The 25,878-nt window shown below is 61.9% G+C and carries 25 protein-coding genes; 13 read left to right on the top strand and 12 right to left on the bottom strand.

The features are described from left to right. Positions 1 to 11: 11 nt before the first annotated feature. The 3 genes from IAE77_RS23985 to IAE77_RS23975 are packed head-to-tail and all read right to left on the bottom strand — an operon-like array spanning position 12 to position 4,207. The gene (locus tag IAE77_RS23985) at positions 12 to 884 is read right to left on the bottom strand and encodes a hypothetical protein (protein WP_294232186.1); all 873 of its coding nucleotides are present in this window, start codon (positions 882 to 884) and stop codon (positions 12 to 14) included. Next, positions 881 to 2,869 (bottom strand): SUMF1/EgtB/PvdO family nonheme iron enzyme, encoded by a 1,989-nt coding sequence (locus IAE77_RS23980; RefSeq protein WP_294232184.1) that lies wholly within the window; start codon positions 2,867 to 2,869, stop codon positions 881 to 883. The genes IAE77_RS23985 and IAE77_RS23980 overlap by 4 nt, the downstream gene beginning before the upstream one ends. A gap of 18 nt (positions 2,870 to 2,887) precedes the next feature. Continuing rightward, on the bottom strand, positions 2,888 to 4,207 hold the full coding sequence (locus IAE77_RS23975; protein ID WP_294232182.1) for a hypothetical protein: 1,320 nt from the start codon (positions 4,205 to 4,207) through the stop codon (positions 2,888 to 2,890). 167 nt (positions 4,208 to 4,374) lie between these two features. Between IAE77_RS23975 and pabB the strand changes: the two genes are divergently transcribed. The 9 genes from pabB (at position 4,375) to IAE77_RS23930 (ending at position 13,840) form a co-directional block, all read left to right on the top strand. After that, on the top strand, positions 4,375 to 5,544 hold the full coding sequence (gene pabB, locus IAE77_RS23970; protein ID WP_294232180.1) for an aminodeoxychorismate synthase component I: 1,170 nt from the start codon (positions 4,375 to 4,377) through the stop codon (positions 5,542 to 5,544). An 86-nt stretch (positions 5,545 to 5,630) separates the two neighbouring features. Next, on the top strand, positions 5,631 to 6,089 hold the full coding sequence (locus IAE77_RS23965) for a helix-hairpin-helix domain-containing protein (RefSeq protein WP_294232178.1): 459 nt from the start codon (positions 5,631 to 5,633) through the stop codon (positions 6,087 to 6,089). 173 nt (positions 6,090 to 6,262) lie between these two features. Beyond that, positions 6,263 to 6,808 (top strand): NADH-quinone oxidoreductase subunit I, encoded by a 546-nt coding sequence (locus tag IAE77_RS23960; protein WP_294232175.1) that lies wholly within the window; start codon positions 6,263 to 6,265, stop codon positions 6,806 to 6,808. Next, positions 6,808 to 7,389, top strand: a complete 582-nt coding sequence (locus IAE77_RS23955) for an NADH-quinone oxidoreductase subunit J (RefSeq protein ID WP_294232173.1) — start codon at positions 6,808 to 6,810, stop codon at positions 7,387 to 7,389. The genes IAE77_RS23960 and IAE77_RS23955 overlap by 1 nt, the downstream gene beginning before the upstream one ends. After that, positions 7,386 to 7,703, top strand: a complete 318-nt coding sequence (gene nuoK / locus IAE77_RS23950; RefSeq protein ID WP_294232172.1) for an NADH-quinone oxidoreductase subunit NuoK — start codon at positions 7,386 to 7,388, stop codon at positions 7,701 to 7,703. The genes IAE77_RS23955 and nuoK overlap by 4 nt, the downstream gene beginning before the upstream one ends. A gap of 9 nt (positions 7,704 to 7,712) precedes the next feature. Continuing rightward, complete coding sequence (nuoL, locus tag IAE77_RS23945; protein WP_294232170.1) at positions 7,713 to 9,599, top strand: NADH-quinone oxidoreductase subunit L; 1,887 nt, start codon at positions 7,713 to 7,715, stop codon at positions 9,597 to 9,599. A gap of 11 nt (positions 9,600 to 9,610) precedes the next feature. Next, on the top strand, positions 9,611 to 11,071 hold the full coding sequence (locus IAE77_RS23940; RefSeq protein ID WP_294232168.1) for an NADH-quinone oxidoreductase subunit M: 1,461 nt from the start codon (positions 9,611 to 9,613) through the stop codon (positions 11,069 to 11,071). A 9-nt stretch (positions 11,072 to 11,080) separates the two neighbouring features. Beyond that, positions 11,081 to 12,544, top strand: a complete 1,464-nt coding sequence (locus IAE77_RS23935; protein WP_294232165.1) for an NADH-quinone oxidoreductase subunit N — start codon at positions 11,081 to 11,083, stop codon at positions 12,542 to 12,544. A gap of 36 nt (positions 12,545 to 12,580) precedes the next feature. Beyond that, entirely contained in the window at positions 12,581 to 13,840 is a 1,260-nt protein-coding gene (locus IAE77_RS23930; RefSeq protein ID WP_294232164.1) for a hypothetical protein, read from the top strand. On the opposite strand, the gene IAE77_RS23925 is transcribed toward IAE77_RS23930, so the two are convergent. The 4 genes from IAE77_RS23925 to IAE77_RS23910 form a co-directional block, all read right to left on the bottom strand. Next, on the bottom strand, positions 13,841 to 14,272 hold the full coding sequence (locus IAE77_RS23925; protein WP_294232163.1) for a DUF5069 domain-containing protein: 432 nt from the start codon (positions 14,270 to 14,272) through the stop codon (positions 13,841 to 13,843). A gap of 128 nt (positions 14,273 to 14,400) precedes the next feature. Then, positions 14,401 to 15,138 carry a hypothetical protein gene (locus tag IAE77_RS23920; RefSeq protein WP_294232162.1) on the bottom strand — a complete coding sequence of 246 codons (738 nt, stop codon included), beginning with the start codon at positions 15,136 to 15,138 and terminating at the stop codon, positions 14,401 to 14,403. A 49-nt stretch (positions 15,139 to 15,187) separates the two neighbouring features. After that, positions 15,188 to 15,406 (bottom strand): hypothetical protein, encoded by a 219-nt coding sequence (locus IAE77_RS23915; protein ID WP_294232161.1) that lies wholly within the window; start codon positions 15,404 to 15,406, stop codon positions 15,188 to 15,190. A 13-nt stretch (positions 15,407 to 15,419) separates the two neighbouring features. After that, positions 15,420 to 16,046 (bottom strand): hypothetical protein, encoded by a 627-nt coding sequence (locus IAE77_RS23910; protein ID WP_294232159.1) that lies wholly within the window; start codon positions 16,044 to 16,046, stop codon positions 15,420 to 15,422. Between the two features lie 81 nt (positions 16,047 to 16,127). On the opposite strand from IAE77_RS23910, the gene IAE77_RS23905 reads away from it, so the two are divergent. Together IAE77_RS23905 and IAE77_RS23900 are read left to right on the top strand one after the other, a co-directional pair. Beyond that, positions 16,128 to 16,523 (top strand): hypothetical protein, encoded by a 396-nt coding sequence (locus IAE77_RS23905; protein ID WP_294232158.1) that lies wholly within the window; start codon positions 16,128 to 16,130, stop codon positions 16,521 to 16,523. Then, positions 16,501 to 17,619, top strand: coding sequence for an alpha/beta hydrolase family protein (locus IAE77_RS23900; RefSeq protein WP_294232156.1), 1,119 nt, complete (start codon positions 16,501 to 16,503; stop codon positions 17,617 to 17,619). The genes IAE77_RS23905 and IAE77_RS23900 overlap by 23 nt, the downstream gene beginning before the upstream one ends. 97 nt (positions 17,620 to 17,716) lie before the next feature. Here IAE77_RS23900 and IAE77_RS23895 read toward each other — a convergent pair whose 3' ends face one another. Beyond that, on the bottom strand, positions 17,717 to 18,865 hold the full coding sequence (locus tag IAE77_RS23895) for a 6-phosphofructokinase (protein WP_294232154.1): 1,149 nt from the start codon (positions 18,863 to 18,865) through the stop codon (positions 17,717 to 17,719). Positions 18,866 to 19,021: 156 nt separating this feature from the next. Here IAE77_RS23895 and IAE77_RS23890 point away from each other — a divergent pair, with 156 nt between their 5' ends. Continuing rightward, on the top strand, positions 19,022 to 19,942 hold the full coding sequence (locus IAE77_RS23890) for a DMT family transporter (RefSeq protein ID WP_294232152.1): 921 nt from the start codon (positions 19,022 to 19,024) through the stop codon (positions 19,940 to 19,942). A gap of 45 nt (positions 19,943 to 19,987) precedes the next feature. Next, on the top strand, positions 19,988 to 22,291 hold the full coding sequence (locus IAE77_RS23885) for a CehA/McbA family metallohydrolase (protein ID WP_294232150.1): 2,304 nt from the start codon (positions 19,988 to 19,990) through the stop codon (positions 22,289 to 22,291). A gap of 97 nt (positions 22,292 to 22,388) precedes the next feature. On the opposite strand, the gene IAE77_RS23880 is transcribed toward IAE77_RS23885, so the two are convergent. The 4 genes from IAE77_RS23880 to IAE77_RS23865 all read right to left on the bottom strand — a co-directional run bounded on the left by IAE77_RS23880 (position 22,389) and on the right by IAE77_RS23865 (position 25,711). Continuing rightward, positions 22,389 to 22,859, bottom strand: coding sequence for a 3D domain-containing protein (locus IAE77_RS23880; protein WP_294232148.1), 471 nt, complete (start codon positions 22,857 to 22,859; stop codon positions 22,389 to 22,391). A gap of 197 nt (positions 22,860 to 23,056) precedes the next feature. After that, on the bottom strand, positions 23,057 to 24,406 hold the full coding sequence (locus IAE77_RS23875) for an SBBP repeat-containing protein (protein ID WP_294232146.1): 1,350 nt from the start codon (positions 24,404 to 24,406) through the stop codon (positions 23,057 to 23,059). Between the two features lie 41 nt (positions 24,407 to 24,447). Continuing rightward, a complete protein-coding gene (locus IAE77_RS23870; protein ID WP_294232144.1) occupies positions 24,448 to 25,227 on the bottom strand; it encodes an NIPSNAP family protein in 780 nt (259 codons plus the stop codon). A gap of 67 nt (positions 25,228 to 25,294) precedes the next feature. Further along, complete coding sequence (locus IAE77_RS23865) at positions 25,295 to 25,711, bottom strand: hypothetical protein (RefSeq protein WP_294232141.1); 417 nt, start codon at positions 25,709 to 25,711, stop codon at positions 25,295 to 25,297. Positions 25,712 to 25,878 lie beyond the last annotated feature (167 nt).

Genomic DNA, 25,878 nt, shown 5'->3' with positions numbered 1-25,878 from the left:
TTGCGGCGGCGTCACAGTCCAGGCGGGCGCTCGGAAGCTTTGCGGACCTTCTTTTTCTCCGTCGAAGGTTTGGCGCCGGGATCGAAGTAGATGCCACCGATGACCTGAGGACCGGCTGGATTCATGATCAGCGTCGGGCGGTTGTCCTCGGCACTACGGTAGTAGCTGCGCTTGTAAACCTTGCCGTCAGGATTGATGACCACGTGGCAGTAGATGTAGGGCTGGACGAGGAAGAAGACGTTCAGCTTGTTTTTGACGTCGATCATGATCTGCGGCTCCGCCACCATGAGAACCGAGCCGAGGGCGAAGGTGGCGACGTAGGCACCGCTGCGGTCATCGGTGATGCGGCAGTAGAGCTGCAGGTCGTTCAGCTCACGATAGAGGATGACCTGGTAGCGGCGTGCGCGGCCGGCGTTTTGAAAGCCATCCGGCACGCCGTAGGGCTGGTCGAAGAGATTTGGCTTCGAATCGGTGATGGTCATGCGCACCTTGTTCGACTCATAAAACTGGCCGGTGATCGGATGCAGAACATTCGCCTTCATGGAGAAGGTGCCGAGGTCGGCCGTGGAGTAGCCGCCGGAAAGCTCCACGGTGTGCCGGGTCGTGCCACCGGCCTTCATGGTGATGGGCTGCTCGGAGCCGATGGAGATGGGCGAGAGCTGACGGCCGGTCGATTCCATCATTTCAAACTGCAACCAGTCACGAGAACCGTGACCGCCGACGATCACATCCGCGCCGGAGCGGTTGATGATGGTGACGGTGGCCACGACGGGCTCACCGGTGAGGAAGTGGTCTTTTTGCAGCGTGAGGTTGGTCACGTATTGCGCATGGGCGGAGAAGCCGGTGCACAGGCCGAGGATCAACAGCAGGAAGAGACGGTTCATGGGCGTCGGGGTGGCTGGTTTGCGGAAGGGGGAGGGGTGCTGGAGGCTACCCTGAATCCGCGGGCGAGTGTAGCCTCATTTGCAGATTCTGGGAAGAGCCTGTCTGTCAGCAGGTGGTCGCTGCTGTTCATGCCGAAGTGGCCGCCGCGTACGACGGGCACCTTGATGTCGATGAAATCCGGGTGGGAAGGCCATTCGCCGTCCCTCGTCTCGCCGGAGGTCCACTCGCTGACATTGCCGGCCATGTCACACACACCGTAGGGGCTGACATCCTGTGTCACGCGGGTGATCGGCGCCCAGAGGTTGTAGCCGTCGATGCGGCCGCCCTTGCCTTTGGGCTTCACGTTGTAATCGTCGCCAAGGTTGGCGGCCTTGGGACGCGGTTGATCGCCCCAAGGATAGCTGAGGCCTTTGCTCCCACGCGCGGCCTTCTCCCACTCCTGCTCGGTGGGCAGGCGCTGGCCTTTCCATTTCGCAAAAGCATACGCATCCCACCAGTCCACCTGTGTGACGGGTGTGTTCAGCGTGACGCTTTCGCCATTGAAGGTGGTGCCGCTGCGTGCCGCGGAGTGATAGGTGGTCCATTTGAGCGGTTCGTGGCCGGTCTTGGTCTTCGGCTGCAGCGGATGATCAAAGGCTCCCGGCGCGGCGGTTTTCAGCGCCTCCAGGAATTCGGCATACTGGCCGATCGTGACCTCGTGCTTGCTGATCCAGTAGTCGGGCAGTGTGACGCTGTCGTTTTTCTGATAGCTGAACTCGCCTGCGGGAATGCGGACCAGCTCCACCGGCAGCACGCTGGCGCCCGCGTCGGACATGGCATTGTGGCCGTTCATGAAGGCCCCCAGCGCGGCGACGACGATCAGGATGACCGCCACGACGAGCCAGACCCACCAGGGCTTCCGGCCGCTCACATCCACGGGGAGCGTCTCCGCCTCGATCTTGCGAACGATGCTGCGCTCGCGCATGTCATCGCGCAGGTCGTCCAGGGCGGTCAGCAGGCTGTTCCAGTCATGGTTCGCCTCCGCGAGGGATTGCAGCAGCCCGCGGGCCTTTCCTTCGGCCGCCACGGAGCGCAGCAGGTCCAGCAGAGCGCGGACATCAGCCCGCGCATCGCGCTTCTCGACCATGGCAGGGCGGAAGATGTTCACGATGCTCGATTGGTGCTCGGAATCGATGTAAATGTCCCGTGAGGCGAGCGTGCGGTGATGATAACCGCGCTCGGTGGCGAACTGCATCGCCTCCGCCACGCCGAAGAGCACCTCGGTCACACGGCGTTCGCTCAGCATCTCATCGGTGCGGGCGACTTCCGCCAGGCTGCGGCCACGTGGCAGTTCGCGCGTGTAAAAAAGCCATCCATTGGCCTCGCCCGCCTCAAACAGCGGGGCGATGCGCGGGTGCGTGAGCGAAGCCTTCACGCGTTCACGTTCGCGGAATTTGGCGACGATCTCCGGCTGCTTCAGATGCTCCGGTTTGAGAAGCACGAGGGCCACCGGGCGCTGCACGGCGACCTGCAAGGCGCGATACGTCTCGGCCTCTTTTTCGACGTAGAGACGCTCCAGCACCTGATAATTGCCCAGGACGGTTCCTGGCGGCATGACCGGAGGCGGCGCATCCGAAGCCACTGGCTGGGTGAGCAGGGAGCGCACGCGCTCCAGCAGTTTCTCTGGTGTGTAAGGAGCGTCCTTGAGCACCAGGCCGTCATCGATCTGCGCCTCGAAACCGGTCAGGTCATAACGCGTGGTGAACAGCACACGCAACTGAGGGAACCGCGCGCGCGCGGCATCACGCAGCGCGAAACCGGTGTCCTGGGAGGGGAAAATGGCCTCCGTCACGAGGATGTCGAGCGCGTTGGCCTTCGCGATCCACTCCTCCGCGGCGGAGGCGGTGGTGAAATCGACGATGGTGAAGCCGGGAAGGCTGTCGCGCAGCCAGATGAGGCGGGTGTCGTGCTGGGTGGCACTGGAATCGACGAACAAAAGAGTCATGCGGGCGTGTCTGGGCGATCATCTCCCCACGGGCGGGAGGAGCGGATTGGCGCCAGCAGGAGCGGCACCCGGTGCGGATCCGTACTCCAGGAGATCGCGGGGCTCGGCGGCCACATCCTGGAGCTTGTTGTTATAATAGAGGCGCAGCATGTAGCCGTAATACGAGCGGCGGCCATGTTGCTGGACTTCAGCGGGGCTGAGGGCGGGCAGGTGATAGACGACGTCCAGCACCTCCTCGCCCGTGCTGCCATTCCAGTCCACGGGAGCGGAATGCCAGGTTTCGACCGGCTCCGGCGCGATGCTTTGCGCCACTTGGGTGCCATTGACGCGGTCGAAGAAAAAAACCTCGAGATTCACGGCGTTGGCATCCAGCGGCTGGCTGCCATTGCGCACGATCGGCACGCGCACGGTGTAACGCTCCCCGGTGCCGACGCTGAGGTCGCGCTGGGTGTTGCAGGCGCCGAGGCGGAGCAGCTTGTCCCCTTCAAAGCTGGCATTGGTCGTGGCGGAGGCGGCGGGACCTGCGCCGAGGCGGCGGGAAGCGAGCTCGAAATAGCTGCCCGCCTTCGTGGCGCCGAGAAGCTGGATGCGGCGCCAGTTGTCGGTGGCTTTGGCAGCCACGCCCATCTGCTCATAGGTCTGCGCCATCTCGGCGATGATCGCCGGATGGTCCGGCGTCAGTTCATCCGCCCGGCGGAGCATTTCCAGAGCTCCATTCATGTCGCCCACGCCACGGATTTCCTTGGCGGTGGTGACGACATAATTCACATCACGCAGAAGCTCGGTGGCGGCGTCCGGCTTCACCGGCTGCGGTTTTGGCAGGGCCATCGGTGCTGCCGGACTGGAGACGGTGGCAGGCGGAGGCGTGGGCGCTGATGTCGGCACCTCAAGGGGTGCTGGAGCGGCGGAGGGCATGCCGGGCATGGCAACGGGTTGCTGCGGGGCCGTTGGAGGCAGCGCAGGTGCGACGGTCTGCTGGAAAGAGCCGATCAGCGGCGGTGCCGTGGACACAGGCGGTGCTGGAACGACAGGCGCGGAAGCTGGGGCAGCCAGCATTCCTGGCGGTGGCGGAGCCATGGAGGCAGGCACTGCCGGAGCTGTGGCAGGCGCAGGCACTGCTGGCGCGGCGATCTGGCCGATTTCCGGCACGGCGCTGGGTTGTGCAGGTGGCACAGGCACCGAAACTGGCACGACCGTGCTGCGATCCAGCGGATTCCTCGCGATCATGAGCTTTGCCGCGACGCCGATCTGCACCACCGCAAGCAGACCGAGCACTCCCCAGGCGATGACGGAGGCGCGTTCACGATCTGGAGACAGAATGGTGGAGGGAGGTGTCACGAGGTTGCTGGAAAAAGGGCGTATGGTACGGTCCGGCCCTCCCAGTGTCAATGCTCCAGGGTTCTTCGTTCAAAATGCCGGAAGGTCACACCCTGCCGTTGTTCGTTCATGCTTTGGAAACGTCACCGCACCATCATCGGTGTGATTTTTCGCTGACTCCTGCCGAAATGGCAGCGCAACTGGGCCGGCGTGAGGGTTTTGTGTGGATGGATTCCGCCCGGCCGGCGCCTGGCTCGGTTTCCGTGCTCACGGCCGATCCCGTGGATGTGATCGAAGGTCACATCGACCATGATTGGGAGAAGGTCCGTGCCGCGTTGCGTCTTCCACGGGCTGCGGCGGGCGGATTGTACGGCTGGGTTGGCTATGACGGGAGATTCGTCTTCGGTGTCTATCCGCATGGTCTCGTTTATGAGCATGACAAGGGTCGCTGGTATCAATTTGGCGACTTCCGAGCGCAAGTCGCAGACACCCCGTGTCCTGCCGTTCCCGTGCTCCATTTTGAGCCGCAAACAAGCCGCGAGCACTTCATCGACATGGTGCGGCGGGCGCAGGAGTACATCGCGGCCGGAGACATCTACCAGGTGAACCTTTCCTGCCTGTGGAAAGCCATGTGGCCGCGTGACGCGGATGCGCTGGCGCTCTACTTGAGGTTGCGTGAAGTCTCCCCCGCGCCTCATGCGGCTTACCTGCGCCTCGGAGGGACCACGGTGCTTTCCGCTTCGCCTGAATTGTTCCTGCGCATGCACAGCTCTCGTATCGCCACGCGTCCGATCAAAGGCACGCGTCCCCGTTTCGCCGATGACCCGGCCCGGGACGAGGCTGCGGTGCGTGAATTGACGGCGTCGGTCAAAGAACGGGCCGAATTGCTCATGATCACCGACCTTGAGCGCAACGATCTCGGGCAGGTGTGCGAGTTTGGCAGCGTCGTGGTGCCCGAATTGTGGCGGGTGGAGAGCTTTGCGCAGGTGTTTCACCTCGTTTCCACCGTCACCGGCACGCTGCGCCCGCATGTCGATCACGTCGATGCTTTCCGCGCGTGTTTTCCCGGCGGCAGCATCACCGGCGCCCCGAAAAAACGTGCTACGGAAATCATTGCCGAACTCGAACCGCATCCGCGTGGCCTGTACACGGGTGCGATCGGCTGGTTCGGCTTTGACGGCCGCAGCCAGTGGAACATCGCCATCCGCACCGCCGTGCAAAGGGGGGATGAAATCACCTTCCACACCGGTTCGGGCATCGTGGCTGACTCGGTTCCGGAACGCGAATACGAGGAGACATTGCACAAGGCGGCGGGGATTCTGGCCGCTGCTGGGTCAAAAAACACGCGGCTGCCCTGAGGGGTCCCCGACCGGGAAGGCGCGACAATGACTAAGCTTGCAGAAGCTGCAATTGTCGTTCTAGTGGGGCCGCTTACCGATCAACCATGAAAACATTTAACCTAATCCTGTGCCTCATCGCTATCACGGCGTCCCTCACCGCAGCTGACGCTCCCGCCAAGAAAAAAGCCGCGCCGAAAAAGGCTCCGGCCGCCGAAACGGCGAGACCCTCGGCCAAAGTTGAGGCGATCGCCAAAACCCTGACAGCGTCGCAGAAAACCAAACTGCTCTCCCTTTTGAATGAAGGAGATGACAAAGCGCTGCAAACCATCCCAGGCGTGGGTGAAACGCGTGCAGCGGCGATCAAGAAGGCGCGGCCCTTTGCCGATGTGACCAATGTGGTCAAAGTCGAAGGCATCGGCGAGGCGACATTCGCTGAAATGGTGGCACATGCGAAGGCAGGATTCCCGCAACCGGAAGGCAAGCAGGAGGCCACTGAGAAGAAGAAAGCCCCCGCAAAGTCGAAAACGACGGCCAAGAAAAAAGAGACCAAGAGCTCGAAGTAATCTGCAGGCCCGGGAAGCGACCGTTTCTGCGGAATGGTGGCCGACCCGGGCCGTTTTGTGTCCAGATGGAACCCGTGGGAGGCTGCCTTGTGAAATTTTTCACAAATAGCGGTTGCTGCTCTGCGGGACACTTGGATAATCGCGGTCACCCCTTCTCCTGCGGTAACCGCACAATGGCCACCATCACCGTACAACGTCCCAAGCTTGCCTGGCATGAACGCTGGTTCATCTCCACGCTGTGGAAAGGCCTGAAAATCACGGTCGGGCACGGCATCCGGACCTTCCTGCAGATCGCCGGGAAGAAGCCGAAGGTGACGATGGAATACCCGGAGCAGAAGTGGGACGATCATCTGCCCTCTTATTATCGTGGTGCTCCGGCGCTGGTCACGGATGAGCATGGCCGCGAACGCTGCGTGAGCTGCCAGCTCTGCGAGTTCATCTGCCCGCCGAAGGCCATCAAGATCATCCCGGGCGAAATTCCGAGTGATGATCCATGGGCGAAGGTGGAAAAGCGGCCCAAGGAGTTCGACATCGACATGATCCGCTGCATCTACTGCGGCATGTGCGAGGAGGTCTGCCCGGAGCAGGCCATCTTCCTGCGAAAAGACTACGCCATCACCGGTCTCTCCCGTCAGGAGATGGTTCACAACAAGAAACGCCTGTATGAAATCGGCGGCCAGCGCGTGGGGCTGGTGAACAAGTGGAATGAATTGAAGTGATGCCTCCGCTGCTGTTCTACCTGCTGGCACTGATCACCCTGGGCTTCGGCTTCATGGTCGTGACGGGACGCAATCCAGTCACGTGCGCCCTGTCCCTGGCGGCCAGTTTTGTCGGTCTGGCGGCGTTGTTTTTGAGCCTGGACGCCTACTTCATCGGCATCATTCAGATCTTGGTGTATGCGGGCGCGGTGATGGTGCTGTTTCTGTTCATCATCATGCTGCTGGACATCAAGGCGGAGGAGCACAAGAAGCTGAACCTGGCACCGATCATCTCCGGCATCGTCGTCGCCGTCTTGCTGGTGGTGCAGATTTTTGCCGTGGCTACCAGCACTGGCCTGGCTGGCAAAACAGCGCAAAATACGCCTCTGGAACTGGCCGAAGCCGTCGGCAAGCTGGGCAAGGCGGCGCTGCCGACGATCACGAATGATTTGAAGGCCGGAACGCTGCCGGACGTGAAATTGATCGGCTTCACACTTTTCGAACAGTACGGTTTCCACCTCCAGGTCGTCGGCTTGTTGCTGCTGGTGGGCACGATTGGCGTCGTGGTCCTGAGCAAGCGTGAGAAAGGAGGTGCCCAGTGATCTCCCTGAGCCACTATCTCGTCGTCAGCGGCATGCTGTTTGCGCTCGGTCTGGCAGGCGTGATCGCCCGCCGGAACATCCTGATTGTCTATATGTGCCTGGAGATGATGCTGAGCGCCGCGAACCTCGCGCTGGTAGGGTTCTCCCGTTTCCATCTCGTCAACGGCCTGCCGGACTACACCGCGCAGTCGCTCGTGTTTTTCACCATCACCGTGGCTGCCGCGGAGGTGGCCGTGGGCCTTGCCATCATCGTGGCGCTCTTCCGTTCGAAGCAGAGTGTCGATGTCGAGTCCGTCACCAAACTTCAGGGATAACGCGCCACCATGAACGCCAGCATCCTCCTCCTGCTGCCTCTTTTTTCGGCGCTCGTCATCCTTTTGGGGCATCGTCAGCTCAAGGGTGCGGCCGTCCTCATTTCCGTCGGATCCTCCATCATCGCCTTCCTGGCGAGTCTGGCGTTCCTCGCAGCGGATGACAACGAAGGCACCACCCGTCTTCTGCCATTCATCGACCTTCCGGGTGTTTTCACGGCCGGAATCGACGTGATGAGCGACAAGCAGAGCCAGGGGATGATGTTCATCGTCACCTTCATCGGCATGCTGGTGCACATTTTCTCCCTCGGTTACATGAAGGAGGATGAGGCAAGGCCGCGTTTCTTCGGGGCGCTGTCGTTGTTCATGTTCTCGATGACCGGCATCGTGCTGGCCGGGAATTTGTTCATGATGTTCATCTTCTGGGAGCTGGTCGGCTTGAGCTCCTACCTGCTCATCGGCCACTGGTATGAGAAAGCCAGCGCCGCCGAGGCCTGCAAAAAAGCATTCCTGACAAACCGCAACGGCGATTTCGGCTTCATGATCGGGATTTTGATCCTGTTCGGCCTGAACAAGGGCGATGTCGCCATCGACAATCTCCAGGATGCCTTTGTGCAAGGCGGGGCGCTGTTCGATGTGCAGAAGACGAACCCCGGTCTGATCACCGCCGCGGCGTTGTGCATCTTCATGGGCGCGGTCGGCAAATCCGCCCAGTTTCCGCTGCATGTCTGGCTGCCGGACGCGATGGAAGGCCCCACGCCTGTTTCCGCGCTCATCCACGCCGCCACGATGGTCGCCGCCGGTGTTTACATGCTCGTGCGTGTCAGCTTCCTGGTGACGGCATCACCGGTCGCCGCTCAGGTGATCGCGCTGATCGGTTGCGGCACGGCATTGATGGCTGCCTTGATGGCCACGCAGCAGAACGACATCAAGCGTGTGCTGGCCTACTCCACGCTGTCGCAGCTTGGCTACATGGTGATGGCCGTCGGTGCGGTCGCCATGGCGGCACAGCACGGACACCAGGGCGCGCATGCGGCCGATCCCGGCCATGCCGCGATGTTCCACCTCTACACGCATGCTTTCTTCAAGGCGATGTTGTTCCTTGGCTCCGGCGCGGTCATCTACGCCTGCCACCACGAGCAGGACATCTGGAAGATGGGCGGCCTGCGCAAACACATGCCGGTCACTTTCTGGACGTTTGCCATCGGCACGGCGGCTCTCATGGGCGTGCCGCTCCTGAGCGGTTTCTGGAGCAAGGAAGCCGTGCTCGGAACAGCCTACGACAGTGGCTGGAAGGGCTTGTTTGTCGCAGGGGCGCTCACGGCGACGCTCACCGCCTTCTACATGACACGTCTTCTCATCGTGACGTTCTTTGGCAAGCCGCGCACGGATGCCGCGCACCACGCCACCGAGGCTCCGATGGTCATGATTCTCCCGCTGGCCATCCTCGCCATCTTCTCTGTCATCTCTGGCTACGACATCCTCGCCACGCCTTTGCAGGCGATGAAACCGCCTCATGTGGAGGGTCATCAGACCGTGTTTTGGGCCTCGTTGGCCGCTTTGCTGGTCGGCTGCGGCGGTGCGATCCATCTTTATCGCGGCAAAGACAGCGATCCGGTCAACATCAAGCTCTTCGCCAACAAGTTCTACTTCGACGAGATCTACGCGGTCATCGTCCGTGTGTTCCAGGATCGTCTGGCTTGGATCGTCACTGCGCTGGAGCGCGTTTTCGTTGATGGCCTTGTCGTGCGTCTGCCGGCGGCGATTGTGGCCCGCCTCGGCGCTGCCACCCGCTTGCTGCATGGTGGTCATCTGCAGGGTTACACCTTCCTTCTCGGCGGTGGAATCATCGCCCTGATTTATCTCGTCGTGTTTGTGCTGCCCCACATGGGCCATTGATGGAGGATTGAATGAGCGTTCTTGAAATAGTCATCGCACTCCCGCTGCTGGCCGCCCTCGCGGTCTGGCTCGGTGCGCCCGCCCGTGCCGCCTCACTGGGAGCCACGTTCATCAATCTGGCTCTCGTCATCGGGGCGATGGTGCGATACGCGGGCAAGTCGGGTCTCGCCTTCACGCATTCCCGCCCCATCCTCGACAATCCTGCGCTCAGTTTTGCCGTGGGTGCTGACGGCGTCTCGCTGATCCTCGCCCTGCTCACCACATTGGTCATGCTGGCGGCCGTCTGGCAGATCGAGGATCGCCCAAACATCTTCTACATCGCCTCTCTGCTGATCGGAGGCGGAGCTTTGGGGGCCTTCCTCACGACGGACGTTTTCTTCATCTACGCCTTCCACGAACTCGCGCTCATCCCGACCTTCCTCATGATCGCCCTCCACGGCCGCGCTGAACCGGCGCAGCGGAAAGCGGTGGCCTGGAAAACGACGATCTATCTCGGCGCAGGCAGCCTGGTGCTTCTCGCGGGGTTGGTTTGGGCCGTTCTTGAGTTCAGCGGCGGCTCGAAGCTCACGTTCGATCTCACTGCGTTGCGTGCCCAGGCGGCGGCCACCCCTTTGACGCCGGAGAAACAGGCTCCGATTTTCTTCGTCCTGCTGCTCGGTTTCGGCACCCTCGTCAGCCTTTTCCCTTTCCATAGTTGGGCCGCCCCTGCCTATGCCACCGCACCGACGCCAGTGGCGATGCTGCACTCCGGCGTTTTGAAGAAATTCGGGCTCTACGGCCTGTTGCGCATCGCCGTGCCTCTCCTGCCTCAAGGTGCTCAAGTCCCCTGGGTGCAGAATGCGTTGCTCCTGATGCTGCTGGGGAACATCCTGGTCATGGGTCTGGTGACGATCTACGCCAGCCGTCTCGATGACACGCTCGCCAATTCCAGCGTGATGCACATGGGCTACATTTTCCTGGCCTTTGCCGCGGGCACTGAGATCGCCCTCAAAGGTGCGGTTCTTCTCATGTTCGCCCACGGCGTGTCCATCGCGCTGCTTTTTGCGCTCTGCGGCCGCATGAGGAATCAGCTCGGCACGCTCGAATACAGCAAGCTGGGCGGTCTTGCCACTCATGCACCGGCTTTCACGGTGTTGTTCGCCTTTGGCGCCTTCGCCAGCATCGGACTGCCTGGACTGACCAATTTCGCAGGCGAATTGATGATCTTCGCCGGCAGCTTCGCCAATTTCAAAGCGGGTCCGCTCACCAATCTGCACTGGACCGTCATCCTCGCCTTGTGGGGCGTCGTGATGAGCGCCGTTTACATGCTGCGGGCCTACCGCAGCGTCTTCCACGGCAGCGCCACGACCGGTCTATTCATGATCGATCCTGCGTTCTCCCAACGCGCGCCCTTCATCCTCCTCGCCGCCACGCTGCTGGTCACCGGCTGCTGCCCCTGGCTGCTGCTCAACCTCATGAAATCCGCGCTGTAAGCCCCTGCCATGAGCGTTTTCACCCTCGAAGCCGGTCTCGCCCTCCTTGGACTCGTTCTGCTGATGATCGAGGCCTTCAAGCCTGACATCTCCCGTCGCACCCTGGGACTCACCGCCATTGCAGGCACGGCCATCGCGCTCGTGCTGCTGCCGTTCTGCGGTGCCTCGCTGCCGGCCTTCATGCAGCCGTGGCATCAAATCGACACGCTGGCCCTCTTCTACAAGGGCTTCTCGCTCGTGATCACCCTGCTCGTGCTCTGGCTGACGCTGGAATGCTCGCCGTACCTCACGAAGTTCACCCTGGACGGCAAGCTGGCCGAGATGTTCAGCCTCCCGCTCATCGTCTGCTCGGGAATGATGTGGATGGCCTCCGCACGCGACCTCGTCACGGTCTTCGTTCCACTCGAACTCGTCACCGTCAGCTTCTACGTCCTCGTCGCCTTCGCCCGCAAAAGCTCCTTCAGCCTCGAAGCAGGCGTGAAATACCTCATCCTTGGCGCTCTTTCCACCGGTGTGCTCGTTTATGGCATCGCCTGGATCTACGGTGCCACCGGCTCCATGAGCTTCGAAGGCATCGCCAAGGCGCTCGGCAATCCGGCCACGAGCAAACCGGCTGCCCTGTTCGGCGCGGCGATGATCCTGGCTGGTCTCGGTTTCAAAGTGGCCGCCGCACCGTTTCACATGTGGGTTCCGGACGTGTATCAGGGCGCACCCACGCCGGTGACGGCTTTCCTGTCGGTTGGATCCAAAGCCGCCGGTTTTGTCGTTCTCACTCGTGCCTTGGATGCCTTCCTGGCAGAAGGATCGCTCATCGGCACCGAGATCCAGGCCATGCTGCTCGTGACGGGGTCTCTCACGGTCCTGCTCGGCAGCCTTCCCGCCATGTTCCTGACCAGTGTGAAGCGTCTGCTGGCCTACTCCAGCATTTCGCACGCCGGTTACCTGCTCCTGGCGCTAGCGTGCCGCGACAGCGCCCGTGTCGACCTTGCCTCCGGTGGCGTCGTCGCCTTTTACCTCGCCACCTACCTGCCGATGACCGTCATCGGCTTCCTTGGGCTTGGTTTGATGCGTGCCAACGGTCTTGGAGAGGACATCAAGGACTTCACCGGCCTCGCCAGGCGCAATCCGCTGCTCGCGTTGGTCATGACGCTCTCCTTCGCCTCGCTCGCCGGTCTGCCGCTAACCGCTGGCTTCCTTGGCAAGCTGTTCGTCTTCCTCGGGCTCGCCGATCACGGCTACTGGGGTGCCCTGACCTGTGCCATCGTCGCCGCCGCCGCCGGGTTCTACTACTACTTCAAGACTGTCCTCGCGATCTACACCACCGAAGGCACCGACACCCCGGCTCTTCCGCTCGGCGTCGCCACCAAGGCTGTGGCGGGGCTCCTGGCCGTGACCATCGTCGTCCTCGGCGTCTATCCCAAGCCGCTTCAGAAGGTGCTCATGCCGGCTTCCGCTGCCGTGGTGGCGAAGTGATTGACATCCACTTTCGGGAGCGGGTAAAACGACGGCATGAAATCCGTTGGCAAACTCGGCTTGATCCTGTGTTTCTCAGTCCTGTGCGGGCAGGCCCAGGAGCCAGGTCAGCGCAGGCTGCCCGAACTCGCCGCCGATCTCGATGCTCTGCTGAATCTCAGTGAGTTGTGGAAATGGTCCTCGGAGAAGTTCGAGGCCAGCTATGTGGCAAAGCTCGAAGACCAGAAGCAGCAGCAAAAGCCCCCGCAGTTCGAATGGGTGAACGCCGACAAGTCGCGGGCGCGATTTTCGCGGCACATGTTCAGCAACGTGGAGACGAAGCTGACGATGTTCGGCGGGTCGATCAATGTGGAGGAGGCGATCGTGGAGTTCGTGAACGGCAAGGCGGCCCGTGAGACCGTGTCCTTCTACAATCGCGGCGATTCCGGCGACATTGAGGTTCCTGCTTTCGACAAGCTCTTCAAAACCATCGGCCAGAACCTCGGGCAGGTGATGAAAGTGGCTCCCAAGCGTCAGATCATGTCAGCCAATGCCGCGCTGCCTGTGACGAGCTGGATGTGGAGCGCACCTGCTGGCGTCGCCCTGCTGGAGTACAACGAATACAACACGCCCGGGAAGGTCACGAAGCCGGAGTTCCTCCGAATGAAGCTGGCAGCGCCTGGCCAGGCGGACTGGAGCATGGGGAAAATGGCCATGGGCGTGCAGCGCATGGAACTCCAGCAGCGGGTGACGAAGACGCCGGAGGGTGACATCTACATCTCCGGCGTGCCGATGGTGGACCAGGGGCAGAAAGGCTACTGCGTCGCCGCAAGCTGCCAGCGCCTTTTCGAATACATGCGCATCCCCTGCGACCAGCATGAGATGGCGAAGCTGGTCAGCGCCGACGCCGAGAAAGGTGCCAACATCTTCGGCATGCAGAAGAGCCTGGCGAAGATCGACGGAGCCTTCAAGGTCACGTTCAAGCCGCTCATCAATCCCGAGTTGTATTACACCAACGGCCGAAAGCGTCGGGTGTCGGACAAACAGTTCGTCTCCATCGTCAAAGAATACACCGACAAAGGGGTGCCGCTGCTCTGGGGGCTGGCGCTGGGAGAAAAGGAGGAGGACCCACCGCTTCCCCGCGGCGGACAGGTCAGCGGCGGCCACATGCGCCTGATCATCGGCTACAACACCGCTAAAAATCAGATTCTCTTCACCGACTCCTGGGGCGCGGGCCATGAATTGAAGCGAATGGCCCTGCTGGACGCCTACGACGTCACCATGGGCCTCTACTCGATGGCTCCGCGCGGCCTGTGATCACTTTGCGCGGCCTTCCTCGACATCCATCAGGTCGAAGAAGGTCACGATGTCATCTCGGTCGCCCAGTCCGGCCTCCAGCTTGTTCGCCTGGAGTCCTTTCGAAGCCGCGTCGTTCCAGCCGCGTTTCGACATGAAGCCATTCCAGATCTCGATCTGCTCCGGGGATGGCCGGTGGCCGTTCTGGCAGCACCATTCGAAGATCTCCTCATCCGTGCCGCCTTCGAGCGTGCGTTTCGTCAGCGCGTTGAAGTCCACGCCGAGGAATTTGCACACACGCTCGTCAAAGGTGCGGTTTCCGGGCATGTAGCCCAGGTGATAGCCATCCGGCAGTTTCCCTTCCTTGGCGAAAAGGCGGATTTTGTCGAGGATGCGGGCGAAGACGTGGACGCCGCCGACCATGTCACGAGGAGAACGGATGGGGAAGGACATGTCGCCACTTAGCAGCAGGCGGGGTCGAGTCAATCAACTGGCATAGTGATGGAATCCGAATGACGGATGAAATCCTCGTCAGGCCTCCACCTTCGTCATTCGGATTCACCAAATCGCAGCGGCAGCCTTTACTCTGCCTTCTTCTTCGCACCGGCCTTGGCTTTGCCCTTGCCCTTTGCAGCTCCTTTGGGCGCGGCCGCAGGGGCGACTTTCTCACCGGGTTTGGGCAGCGTGGCCTGGATGGACTCCCAACCGGGGTTCAGCGTGGCCTCACGCAGGACGAAGTTGCGGAAGCAGACGCTCTGGCCGGCGACGGTGAAGCCTGGCGAGGCTTTTTCAGTTTTGAACAGCTCGTTGGCTCCCCACGCGGCGAGGTCATCGACCTGGCCGTACATTTTGTCGCCCACCATGTCGAGGCGGACCTTGTGCCAGCCCTCGCCGAGTTCGGCGGGGAAGCGGGCGAAGACGACGGCCTTGTCCGGGCCTTCGTGGTCGTTGTCGTCGCGCTGGATGGTGACGGACTTCGGCGTGATGTTGATGCGGGCCATGTGGTCCTTCACCGCGTTGATGGAAAGGCTGGTGGAGCGGGCTCCGTCGAATTTGAACTCATACTCGATGGTGAAGTCCTGCATCTTGTTCGGGATGCGGAGCACGGCACCGTGCTTGTCCTCGACGAGCTCGCTGCCGCTCATGGCACCTTCCGCAGCCTCCCACTTGCCTTTGGCGGCCTTCCACGGGGCTCCGGGAGCGCCGTCGAGCTTCGCTTCGAGGATGACCTTGCCCGGAACGGCGAGGAGGGGTTTGGATTCTTCCGCGCGTGCGGTGACGGCGGCCAGGCTGAGGAGGAGGAGAGCGGTCGTTTTCATGGGCGGGTGGGAACGATGCGCCCGGGGCGATGTTTCACCCTCCAGCGCCTCATTCCTCGTCCGCAGAGGGGTCGAAGGGCTTGTTGAACTTTGGGCCTCGTTCGCCCCCGTAGGTTTCGCGCAGGTATTCGTCTCCTTCGCTCTTCTTCCGCCGGATGTTCTTCGGCGCGACGAGGTTCCCCAGGCGTCGGCGCTCCGCGCGGCCTGCCTGCCATTGCTCCCAGGTCCAACGGCGGTCGGGTTTGATGGGAAGTTTCGATGGTGTCATGGCTAGAGATAGCTCAAAAGCCGGATTTCGCCAGTTCGGCCTCGACCTCGGCTTTCACGGTCTCAAATACGGCAAGGCAGTTGAACTTGGGGCTAGCCGCGATCTTGCGAGCTTCATCCCAGTCGATAGGAACATGACCCAAAAGCACCGCAGTCATGAGCTTCTTGGCGCAATCGTCATCCTTCTCGTCATAACCGCTGCAATAGCACCGGGCGGCATAGACACGCCCGACGAGTGCGTCCTCCACGGGAATCAGAGCCACTTCCCCGAGCTGGGTCTCCAGCACCACCATGTCTTTCTCGGCCAGGTAGTCGATATCTCCGAGCAGATCGATCCACAGTCCTTCGATGTTCCAGCTCTTGGCACCGCCATGTGAGCGTACCCCGGGAATCTGCCGCATGATCTCCTCTTTTTGCTCCTCAGACGGCGTGGTCCAATTCGCCCAGCAAATATCCGTGTCACCGGACATGTAGGCACCATCGGTGTAAAACTCGATGGCTGACCCGCCGACCACCACGGGCTCGAAGCCGCGCTCGCGAAACAGCTCGGAGACGAGAGCGGCCAGCAGCAGGGACTTGGCGTTCAAATCCGTCTCCTGCCGGATCGAGGAGAGCGCGGCGGTGATGTCAGCGGTGGTCATGGCGGCATTGTGATGGAGCGCGGCATGCGCGACAAGCCTCTTGCCGTGATTTTCACCGGCTGGTAGAAGCAGCGGATGCGCATGACGTTCCTGGCCTTGGCGATTCTTGTGATGAGCAGCCCAATCATCGGGCGGGAGGTGTTACGTCATGAAACTCCTTGGACTGGTGCTGCGGCAGAAGTGAAGTGGCGGGATTGGATGGAAAAGTCGGTGTTTCCTGAGTTCGAGTTCTCCGGGTCCTTGGAAGATGCGATTCAACATTTGATGACGGCATCCAAAAAGGTGACTCCAGATGGTCGAGCTGTTGGAAGCTTTGTTCTCAGAGGCGAGTTCGACAAAATCCGGGTGAACATCAAGCTCCGGGGCAGGAACGCTCTGGTGATCATTGATTCCATGTGTGCCTTGGCGGATGCGACATGGACTCTGACACCGTATTCAATCATCATCCAAAGAGATGCCCCAACACCGTCCAAATGACCTCACGGCCACGATCGTCGCCTTTCTCATCCTCCTGACCTCATCCATGCACGCCGCTGAACCACAGGCAGAAAACTGGCTCGCAAAAACGAAGATTGCGCCGCCGCTGGTGGTGCCGGCGAGCGTGGAGACATGGCAGAAGCAGCGTGGCGAGATCCGTGCGAAGCTGAACGAGCTGCTCGGCGATCTGCCACCGCGACCACCGGTGTCGGCGTTTCAAGTCGTGAGCCAAGAGGTCAAGGGAAGCTACACGCTGGAGACCGTCCAATTCGACAACCACGCGGGCGAGATCGTGAAGGGCCTGCTCTTTGTGCCGAAGAAGGCAACGGCGCAGAGCAAGGCTCCGGCGATCCTCTACTGCCACTGGCATGGCGGGCAGTATGACATCGGCAAAAACGAGCTGCTGGGCACGAACGCCGTGCCGGTGGCTCCCGGGCCGGCGCTGGCGGAGGCGGGGTATGTGGTGCTGGGCATCGATGCGCCGTGTTTTGGGGAGCGAAACGGCCAGGGGCCGGATGGTCCGCAGCAAAAAGGCAGCTCGGGCGAGATGTCAGCGTCGAAATTTCATCTGTGGGCCGGCCGCACGCTTTGGGGCATGATGATCCGCGATGATCTCACGGCGCTGGATTACCTTTGCTCACGCCCGGAGGTGGATGCGGAGCGCATCGGCGTCACCGGCATCAGCATGGGCTCCACGCGGAGCTGGTGGATCATGGCGCTGGATGACCGTCCCCGTGCCGCCCTGTGCGTGGGCTGCATGACGCGCTATGAGGAGCTGATTCGCGCCGGGATGCTCAAGGCGCATGGCATTTACTACTTCGTGCCGGGCATGCTGAAGCACTTTGACACGGAGGCCGTCATCGCTCTCGCCGCACCCCGGCCGATGCTTTTCATGACGGGCGATCAGGATGGTGGCTCGCCGGTGGAAGGCGTGCGGCATCTCGGCGATATCATTGGCAACATCTATGCGTTGCACGGCGCAGACACGAAGCAGCGTTTTGAAAACGTCATTTATCCTGGCGTCGGTCACATCTATCTGCCCGAGATGTGGGAGAAGACGCTGAAGTGGATGGATGCGTGGGTGAAGGGAGGCTGAGGGCGTAGAGCAGAGGGCAGAGAGTCACGAATCGTGCATTCACGTCCTTCGTTGGAAGGATGTCTCTTTGCTCTTTGCCCTTGGCTCTACGCTTTCCTCACCACGAGCTCAGATCGTCGTGCAATTGATCCATCTCGCGGGAGAAGTCCGCGCGCTCTGGCATGTCGGGCGAGCCATACGGCACGATCTCGACCACGTTCTTGCGCAGTGCGGTGATGCCGCTGCCGCCGTTCGAATCTTGGATGCACTTCCAGGCACAATCCGCGAAGCGGGCGGCCAGGATGCAGTCCTGCGGCGTGGTGTGGCCGCCGCGTTGCAAATGACCGAGCACGGAAGGACGCACTTCGAGATCGGGGAAGGGGGCTCCTGGACGCTGGAAATACTGCTGGAAGGCATCCATCAGCACGTAGGCGCGGTTGCGCTTCTGCGGCGGGTCAAACTTCACCCCCTCAGCCACCAGGACGATGGCGTGGCCGCGGCCGCGGGTCATCGCACCCTCGATCTTGGCGGCGAGGCGTTTCATGTGCTCCTCATTCAACGGCCCGGGCTCGGGCGTGATGATCATCTCTGCACCTGAGGCCAGACCGGCCATGCGGGCCAGGTCACCGCTTTCGCGGCCCATCGTCTCCAGCACCATCACGCGGCGATGGCTGCGTGCCGTGTCGATGAAGTGATCCACCGCCCAGACCAGGGTGTGCACCGCCGTGTCCACGCCCAGCGCCATGTCGGTGAACTGCAAATCGTTGTCGATCGTCGCGGGAATTCCGATGACGCGCAGATCGCTTTCCTCCGCTAGCAGCCTGGCACCGGTGAGCGAGCCATCACCGCCCACGACCACGAGCGCACGCACGTTCAGCGCCTTCAGCAGCTTGATCACCTTCGCCCGGACTTCCTTCTCGTGAAACTCCAGGCAGCGTGCCGAGCCGAGGATCGTCCCACCTTTGCCCATGATGCCGCTCACGCTCGCATGGTCCATCTGGATGACATGGAGCTGCTCCGAAATGAGGCCCGCGCGTCCGACATGATTGGCGATGTCGTTCTTCAGCCGGACGAGCGCCTCAGCATCGCCATTCACTGCACGGGCGGTGCGCACGAGGCCGCGGTAGCCGTCGCGGATGCCGAGGACGGCGATTTTTTCACGGTTCAGACCGAGGCGCACGACGGCGCGGAGAAAGGCGTTCATTCCAGGCGCGTCTCCTCCGCTGAAGAGCACGACCACGGATTGTTCAGGAAAAACGGGGGTCATGGTGGTTGGGGGCCGTTGCCATAGCGAGCACGCCCTCCGTCGCAAGCGGCGGCTGTTTTCGCAGAATTGACATAAAATGGGTTACCTCATCAGACGCTCGCCCGCGCCGAGCCGCCCTCCGTCATTTCGCATTCAAGGGCGTTCTTTCCTCTTCCCTTGCCAGCCATCGTCCGCGTGTTAATGCCGCCCGTGCCCCCGCAACTCGCCACCTCGCTCTTCCCGCTTCTCGCCGCGCTGCTTTATGCCTTCGGGGCACTCCTGTTCAAGCGCTCCAGCGATCTCGGAGTCGGCCTCTGGCGCACCACGTTTGTGGCGAACATCATCGTCGCCCTGCTGTTTTCGCTGCTCTGGCTGCTGGGAGGGCCGCCGGTGGACAAAGAACTGCTCTGGCAGCCCGGCGTGATCGCCCTGTGCCTCTTCGTCGGCCAGCTTTCGCAGTTCCTGGCGCTCGAAAAAGGGGATGTGTCAGTCGCCGTGCCGATTTTCGGGCTCAAGGTGATCCTGGTGGCGTTCTTCACGCCCATTCTGATCGGGGAAGGGGTCGGCTTGAAGCTGTGGATTGCCGCGTTTCTCAGCGTGCTCGGCATCACCTTTTTGAACCGCAAAGACGCCAGCCAGCCGCCGCGTCATCTGCTCATCACCTTTGTGGCCGGCGGCATCGGCTCCATCGCCTTCGCCATCTTTGACGTGCTCGTGCAGAAGTGGGGCCCGGTGTGGGGCGTGGGGCGCCTGCTGCCCTGCATCTTCTGGATCAATGCGGTGCTCTCCTTCGGCCTCATTCTGCGTTTCTCCGCCCCGTTGAGCGCCATTCCTGGCAGGGCCTGGCCCTGGCTGGCTGGCGGATCGGTGCTGCTCGGCGTGCAAAGCATCACCTTCGTCAGCACCGTGGCCGTGTTCGGCAAAGCCACCTCCACGAACGTCGTCTATTCATCGCGCGGTCTTCTCAGCGTCGCCTTGGTCTGGATGGTCGGCCATTGGTTCAAGAACGCCGAGCAGCATCTCAGCCCCACGGTCATGCGCTGGCGTCTGGCCGGAGCCTTCATGATGATGAGCGCCATCGTGCTCGTGGTGGTGTGAGCCATCAACGGCAAGCCGTGTCGGTTGCCGCACGTTTGGGTAGCCATGAAACCGCTCCTCAGCCTCCTCGCCTGCGTTTCACTCGTTCATGCGGCTGGCGTCGAGCCGCAGCCGTTCCTGGCGGCCACGCAGCGCATCATCGAGGCGACGAGTTTCCTCGGCTCGCCATTCAGCGATGATGAAATCATCACTTTGAGGACGGCGATCTCGCAAAACGATGCCGCGGCCGTCGAGAAGGCCAAAGCGGTGCTCGATGCGCATGCGTTATTCCACGTCACGATCACGCCGGAGCAGCGGGTGAAGGTGGAGCGTGGCGCAGCGAAGGCCGTGCTCGATGAGGCGGGCTGGCGGCAGTATCTCGTGCGGGTCGAAAACGAGGCGGGCGTGACGGCGCGGCTCGCGGTGAGCAGTCCGCAAGCGAAGGAGATGTATGTGAAAGGCTCGCCACCCGTCGCGCCGCATGCGAAGCCGCGTGATCCGGGTGAACCGGCGATCTCGACGCGCTGGCTCGATTTGCAGATGTTCGAAGAGCCACCGATGCAGCCGACGTTGAGCGGTCTGGGCCTCGAATACCGAATCGTGCAGCTTTACAGCCGCGACGCGGGCAAGCGCGATGCCACGTTCAGCTTCGACACGGGCCAGGGCACGCAGGACCTCGGTTTCCGCAATGAAACGAGCGTGCTTTTCGACTGCCAGGCGGCGCGTGAAGTGAAACTGGCGATCACGGATGAAAATGGCCAGCCGTGCATCGCGGAGTTGCTCATCAAGGACAAGGCCGGGCGCGTGTATCCGAGCCAGATCAAGCGCCACGCGCCAGATTTCTTCTTCCACCCGCAAATCTACCGCGGTGACGGCGAATCGATCAAATTGCCCGATGGCGAGTATGACGTCGTTTTTCGTCGAGGGCCGGAATCGTTGCCTGAAACACGAAAAGTCGCCATTTCGGGCCAAAACACCTCGTGGAGCTTTCAGGTGAAGCGCTGGATCGATCCGTCGAAGCTCGGCTGGTGGAGCGGCGATCATCACATCCATGCCGCAGGCTGCGCGCACTACTCCGTGCCGACGCAGGGCGTGCATGCGCCGGACATGGCGCGGCATTGCATGGGCGAGGATTTGAAAATCGGCGCGAACCTCACCTGGGGGCCGTGCTTCGATTATCAGAAGCAGTTCTTCACGGGCACCGAGGACAAGGAATCGCGTTTTCCTTTTCTGCTGCGCTACGATGTGGAGGTCAGCGGCTTCGGATCGCACAAGAGCGGGCATTTGTGCCTGCTGAAGCTCAAGGAGCAGATGTATCCCGGCGGCGACTCGACGGATCACTGGCCCACGCTTTGCCTGAACACGCTGAAGTGGGCGAAGAAGCAGGGCGCGCTCACCGGTCCCGCGCACAGCGGCTGGGGGCTGCAACCGCTCGCGGAAAATGATCCCGCGCGTGGTCAGCAATACAAACTCGGCATACCCAGCGCCACCGACGAGCTGCCGAACTACATCGTGCCGCCCTTCAACGGCATCGGCGCGTGCGAATACATTGTCGATGTCACGCACGAGGTTCCAGGACCGGACGGCAAGCCGGTGCCTGCGGTCGATTTCCTCAGCATGGTCGATACGCCGCACACCTGGGAGCTGAACATCTGGTATCACACGCTGAACGCTGGTTTTCGCACCCGCATCAGCGGCGAGACCGACTTCCCCTGCATCTACGGCGAGCGCGTGGGCCTCGGCCGCGCCTACGTGAAGCTCGACGAGCGCCTCAGCTACGACGCGTGGTGCGAAGGCATCCGCGCCGGACGCGCCTATGTGAGCGATGGCAAAAGCCACCTCATCGACTTCAAGGCGAACGACCTCGAACTCGGCACGAAAACCAGCGAACTGCGCCTCGCGAAGCCCGCGAGCGTGAAAGTGACCGTCAAAGCCTCCGCGCTGCTCGATGAACAGCCGCGTCCTGACATCCAAAACGCTCCCGCAGGCCAAAAACCCTTCTGGGACCTTGAACGCGCCCGCATCGGCACTTCAAGAAACGTGCCGGTGGAGCTGCTGGTGAATGGTTTTGCCGTGCAGAAGCAAATCATCGCCGCGGACGGCACGATGCGTGACCTCACGTTCGACCTGCCGATCGAAAAAAGCGCATGGATCGCCCTGCGCATCCGCGCCAGCTCGCACACGAACCCGATTTTCATCATCGTGGACAACAAACCGATCCGCGAGAAGCGCAGCCTCGAATGGTGCCTCAAGAGCGTCGATCAATGCTGGTCGCAAAAAGAAGCGCTCATCGCCCCGAAGGAGCACGCGGACGCCGTGGCGGCCTACGAGCATGCGCGGAAGGTGTATCGCGAGCGGCTGGCGGAGTGAGCGGTCTGTCGTTCTCGGGAACGAGCCAAGAAAAAAGCCACGGAACTGACGAAGCAGCTCCGTGGCTCAACCTGGATTCAGGTTTTGGGGGAGGGGATCAGGCGGCGCGGCCTTCGATGCTGGCCACCATCTTGCGGACGTGCGGGGCCTTGTAGGCGCGTGGCTTCAGGATGGCGAGGCTCTTCTGAAAGGAGCCCCACTTGATGACCTGGATGGTCACGCGGCGGGTGCCCCAGCGGTTCATGGCACCGAACGACGGCTTGTAGAGGTCGATGGTCCTGGTGCCGACGAGCGCGGAGCCGTAGTCGTCCACGACGTAGAGCGATGGATCACCCGCGATCTGGAAGACGGTGCCGACGGGGTAGATGGACCAGTCGGCAGCGGCACTGCGGATCTGGCCGTGGCGGAGCGGGGTGCCCACGGCGGTGCGGGCTCCGTACTCGATGTGATCGTTCTCGTCGTGGGTGTAGGCGGTGGTTTTGACGCCGACGATGACCTGGCCTGGAGTGCCGGCTGGCGTTGTGGCTTGGGATTTGGTTTCAGCCGCCGAAGCGGTGATGGCGCACAAGGCTGCAAGGCACAGAAGGATGGATCGATTCAATCAGGGGTGGGGTTGTTGGGTCACGCCTCGCCGGGTGGGGGCCCGGGCGAAGGGGCGCGCATGGTGTCCACTTCGCTCCCCCTGTCAAACCGTCGATTTGTAGCCAAAACCGGGTTCCAAACCCCGTTCCGGAGGCTCCGAGGCCCGATTTTTGTGCCACGCGGTCACTTTAACCGCAAAATCGCCCCGTAGGCCTCCGCTCCGCCGGGTGAGGTCATCGTCTGGCCGCCGAATGTCGCAGGTGCGACACAAGCCCCTGAAAAAACTACCTTTCCGGAGGGGTGCCAGGCCATGGTGTAGGCGTTGTCACCCTTCATTCCGCCGCCTTTGACCATCCATTCGAGGCCACCTTTCTCATCGAGTGCCGCAATGTAGATGTCGGTTGCGCCCTGCGCTGTCAGCGTCTCTCCGGCGAAAGTCGCCGTCGCGGAAAACTCGCCCGTGACGAAGCAACGTCCCGTGTGATCGGTGGCGACGCCGAGACAGTAATCCGTGGCCGGCCCTTGAATGACGTGGCTCCAGACCAGTTTTCCTTCGGGGCTGAAATGCGCGAGGACGCCGTCGCTGTCCTTGTCGCCAGTGGTTTTGACCGGGCCGCCATTGAGTTCACCTTTGAACATGCCCGCGCACCACGTGCGACCGGCGTTATCGACAGTGATCTCGTGGAAGCCGGCGCTCGGTGCTCCTGGCAAGGTGGCGGCCCACACGCCTTCGCCCTCGGGTGTGAGCTTCAACACGACTCCAGCCTGTCCTTTCGCGACCTCGACCGGAACGGAGCCGATGGTTCCCGCTCCGCCGCCGCTGCCGCCTATATAAACAGCGTCCTTCGCATCGACGCCGAGGCCATGCCCGCTGCCGGAAAATTTGCCGCCGGTCGTCTTCACCCATTTCAGGTTGCCTGCGGCATCGTACTTGGCGCAAAAGATCGGTCGTGTGGTGCTTCCGCCGTTCACGGCCACGTCGCCGAACTTTGCCTCGCCCGCAACAGCGCCGGTGACAACGACATCGCCTTTCGAATCGACCGCGATGCCGTGACCGTAGTCGTAGCCTTTGCCGCCGGCAGTTTTGATCCACAGCAGCGTGCCGGCGGGGTCGTATTTGGCGACAAAGATGTCGTAGTCGCCCGCGTTCGGCAGCATCTGGCCGTTCGCCTTTGCGTTTATGCTTTGAAAATGACCCGTGACGTAGGCGTTGCCGGCCGCATCCGTCGCCACGCCATAACCTCGGTCCACCAGGCTTCCGCCAAGGCTGCGCACCCAGAGGAAGCGGCCTTCCTTCGACACCTTGGCGACAAAGAAGTCCATCCCGCCGAGTCCAGTGCGCTTCAGGTCGCCGAACGTGCCCTCATCGGTCGTTTCACCGGCGAGGAAGACATTCCCATCGCGATCGAAAGTCACCGCACGAGTCTTGTCATTCTTCGCTCCGCCGCCTGCGGCGATCCATTCGAACTCGGGCGTGGCCGCATGTGCGACGGTGGCAAAAAGGGCGAGGCAGAGCGTGCGGAAGGCAATCATGGCCCGCAGCATACGGGCACATGACACATCGTGTTGCGGCCTTACTGGATCGGCGAGAAGTCCGTGGCCTTCATATAGACGCTTTTCACGCCCTCCGTCTGTGGCTGGATCGTGAGCGGGCCGTCTTTCTCGCTTTCAGCTTTCGCTTTGATCCAGTCGGGATCGGCACGGAAGGCGGTGAAGGAGGCGAGGCCGGCGTCCTTGCTGTCGTGTGCGAGGATGTAGATCAGTTTCGTGCCTGCGCCCTTCTCCTTGTCTGCAGGGACCCAGTAGGCGATGTGGCTCATGCCGTGCTTGCTGAAGAGCTTCATCGTGTGGTCGCGAAACCGGGCGTGCAGGGCGTCCAGCTTGCCTTCATTGGTGGTGTAGGTGCGCATTTCAAAGATGCGTGGCTTCGCGGTTTTCGCGATCGCCAGCGGCGGCGAGTAGTCCGTGGGTGTCATGAAGATCGACTCCGGCGCTCTGGCCAGGATCTTGCCGCCTTCCTCGCTCGCCTTCCGGGCCGCCTGCCATTCGGGGTCGGCCCCGAAGGCCCTGAAGCTTTCTTTGGCCGCCTCACGGCTCTTGTGTTCGAGGACGTAGATCAGCGTGGTCTTCGAGCCATTCTCCTCATCCACCGGCACCCAGTAGCCGACATTCCCGATGCCATGCTTTTCAAACAGCTTGCAGGTGTGATCACGGAAGCGGGCGAGCAAGGCATCCAGCTTGCCCTCATTGCAGGTGTAGATGCGCAACTCGTAAACACGTCCGTCGTCCGCGGCGTGAAGAATGGGTGTGAAAAGACCGGCGAGAACGAGCAGGAGAAAGGTGAGGCGCTTCATGAGGGCTGAACAAACGGGCGATGCGGCATGGCTTTTCAGGAAGCCGCGCTGAGAATCTCCGTCGCTGTCAGTTCATCGCCACGATGCGCGGGTTGAGCAGCAGGCCGGTTTTGCTCCAGCCATCGTGCTCCACCCAGACAGCCACGTTGGCCTCCACCCACTGGCATTCCCACAGCTCCGGCTCGGCGAGCGGCTGGGTCTCGTCGCCATGCAAGCCCATGAAGGGACAAAAGGTGTGCACATGCAGCATGCGCAGAAGTTGCAACAACTGCCTGCCCAGATGCGACGCGGTGGGACGGGCGCTGCCGACGTAGCGCAGGCCACGCCTCGCCTTCTGCCCGATCAGGACCTCCACGAGCCTGCCATTGTTCATCCGATACGCGCCGACCCGGAACTCCTCACGCCGGCACCGGTTTCCGCTGACAAGTTCACTGCTGTTGCGGGTGAGGGAGGTTCTTCGGGCAGCAGGGGCAAGAATCTTCATGCGTGTGAGTGAATGCGGTGATTCCCAAACGCCTGTCACTCCCGCCCTTTCCTCAGGACGATGGAGGGCCGGAACATCAGGGGCCTCACTGAGTGCCATCGACGGGGTAAAAAGCACGCGGGGTGGCCTAAGGGAAGGCTTAGCCACATCCGCCCGTGGGCCGGGGA

Source organism: Prosthecobacter sp. (assembly GCF_014879935.1).
Classification (GTDB): domain Bacteria; phylum Verrucomicrobiota; class Verrucomicrobiia; order Verrucomicrobiales; family Verrucomicrobiaceae; genus Prosthecobacter.
This window is presented reverse-complemented; position numbering and strand designations above follow the sequence as displayed.

Bases quoted from the DNA above. Each gene is read 5' to 3' on its own strand.
- IAE77_RS23985 (WP_294232186.1), bottom strand. From the start codon at position 884: ATGAACCGTCTCTTCCTGCTGTTGATCCTCGGCCTGTGCACCGGCTTC.
- IAE77_RS23980 (WP_294232184.1), bottom strand. From the start codon at position 2,869: ATGACTCTTTTGTTCGTCGATTCCAGTGCCACCCAGCACGACACCCGC.
- pabB (WP_294232180.1), top strand. From the start codon at position 4,375: ATGGCAGCGCAACTGGGCCGGCGTGAGGGTTTTGTGTGGATGGATTCC.
- IAE77_RS23965 (WP_294232178.1), top strand. From the start codon at position 5,631: ATGAAAACATTTAACCTAATCCTGTGCCTCATCGCTATCACGGCGTCC.
- IAE77_RS23960 (WP_294232175.1), top strand. From the start codon at position 6,263: ATGGCCACCATCACCGTACAACGTCCCAAGCTTGCCTGGCATGAACGC.
- IAE77_RS23955 (WP_294232173.1), top strand. From the start codon at position 6,808: ATGCCTCCGCTGCTGTTCTACCTGCTGGCACTGATCACCCTGGGCTTC.
- nuoL (WP_294232170.1), top strand. From the start codon at position 7,713: ATGAACGCCAGCATCCTCCTCCTGCTGCCTCTTTTTTCGGCGCTCGTC.
- IAE77_RS23940 (WP_294232168.1), top strand. From the start codon at position 9,611: ATGAGCGTTCTTGAAATAGTCATCGCACTCCCGCTGCTGGCCGCCCTC.
- IAE77_RS23935 (WP_294232165.1), top strand. From the start codon at position 11,081: ATGAGCGTTTTCACCCTCGAAGCCGGTCTCGCCCTCCTTGGACTCGTT.
- IAE77_RS23930 (WP_294232164.1), top strand. From the start codon at position 12,581: ATGAAATCCGTTGGCAAACTCGGCTTGATCCTGTGTTTCTCAGTCCTG.
- IAE77_RS23925 (WP_294232163.1), bottom strand. From the start codon at position 14,272: ATGTCCTTCCCCATCCGTTCTCCTCGTGACATGGTCGGCGGCGTCCAC.
- IAE77_RS23920 (WP_294232162.1), bottom strand. From the start codon at position 15,138: ATGAAAACGACCGCTCTCCTCCTCCTCAGCCTGGCCGCCGTCACCGCA.
- IAE77_RS23915 (WP_294232161.1), bottom strand. From the start codon at position 15,406: ATGACACCATCGAAACTTCCCATCAAACCCGACCGCCGTTGGACCTGG.
- IAE77_RS23910 (WP_294232159.1), bottom strand. From the start codon at position 16,046: ATGACCACCGCTGACATCACCGCCGCGCTCTCCTCGATCCGGCAGGAG.
- IAE77_RS23905 (WP_294232158.1), top strand. From the start codon at position 16,128: ATGACGTTCCTGGCCTTGGCGATTCTTGTGATGAGCAGCCCAATCATC.
- IAE77_RS23900 (WP_294232156.1), top strand. From the start codon at position 16,501: ATGCCCCAACACCGTCCAAATGACCTCACGGCCACGATCGTCGCCTTT.
- IAE77_RS23895 (WP_294232154.1), bottom strand. From the start codon at position 18,865: ATGACCCCCGTTTTTCCTGAACAATCCGTGGTCGTGCTCTTCAGCGGA.
- IAE77_RS23885 (WP_294232150.1), top strand. From the start codon at position 19,988: ATGAAACCGCTCCTCAGCCTCCTCGCCTGCGTTTCACTCGTTCATGCG.
- IAE77_RS23875 (WP_294232146.1), bottom strand. From the start codon at position 24,406: ATGATTGCCTTCCGCACGCTCTGCCTCGCCCTTTTTGCCACCGTCGCA.
- IAE77_RS23870 (WP_294232144.1), bottom strand. From the start codon at position 25,227: ATGAAGCGCCTCACCTTTCTCCTGCTCGTTCTCGCCGGTCTTTTCACA.
- IAE77_RS23865 (WP_294232141.1), bottom strand. From the start codon at position 25,711: ATGAAGATTCTTGCCCCTGCTGCCCGAAGAACCTCCCTCACCCGCAAC.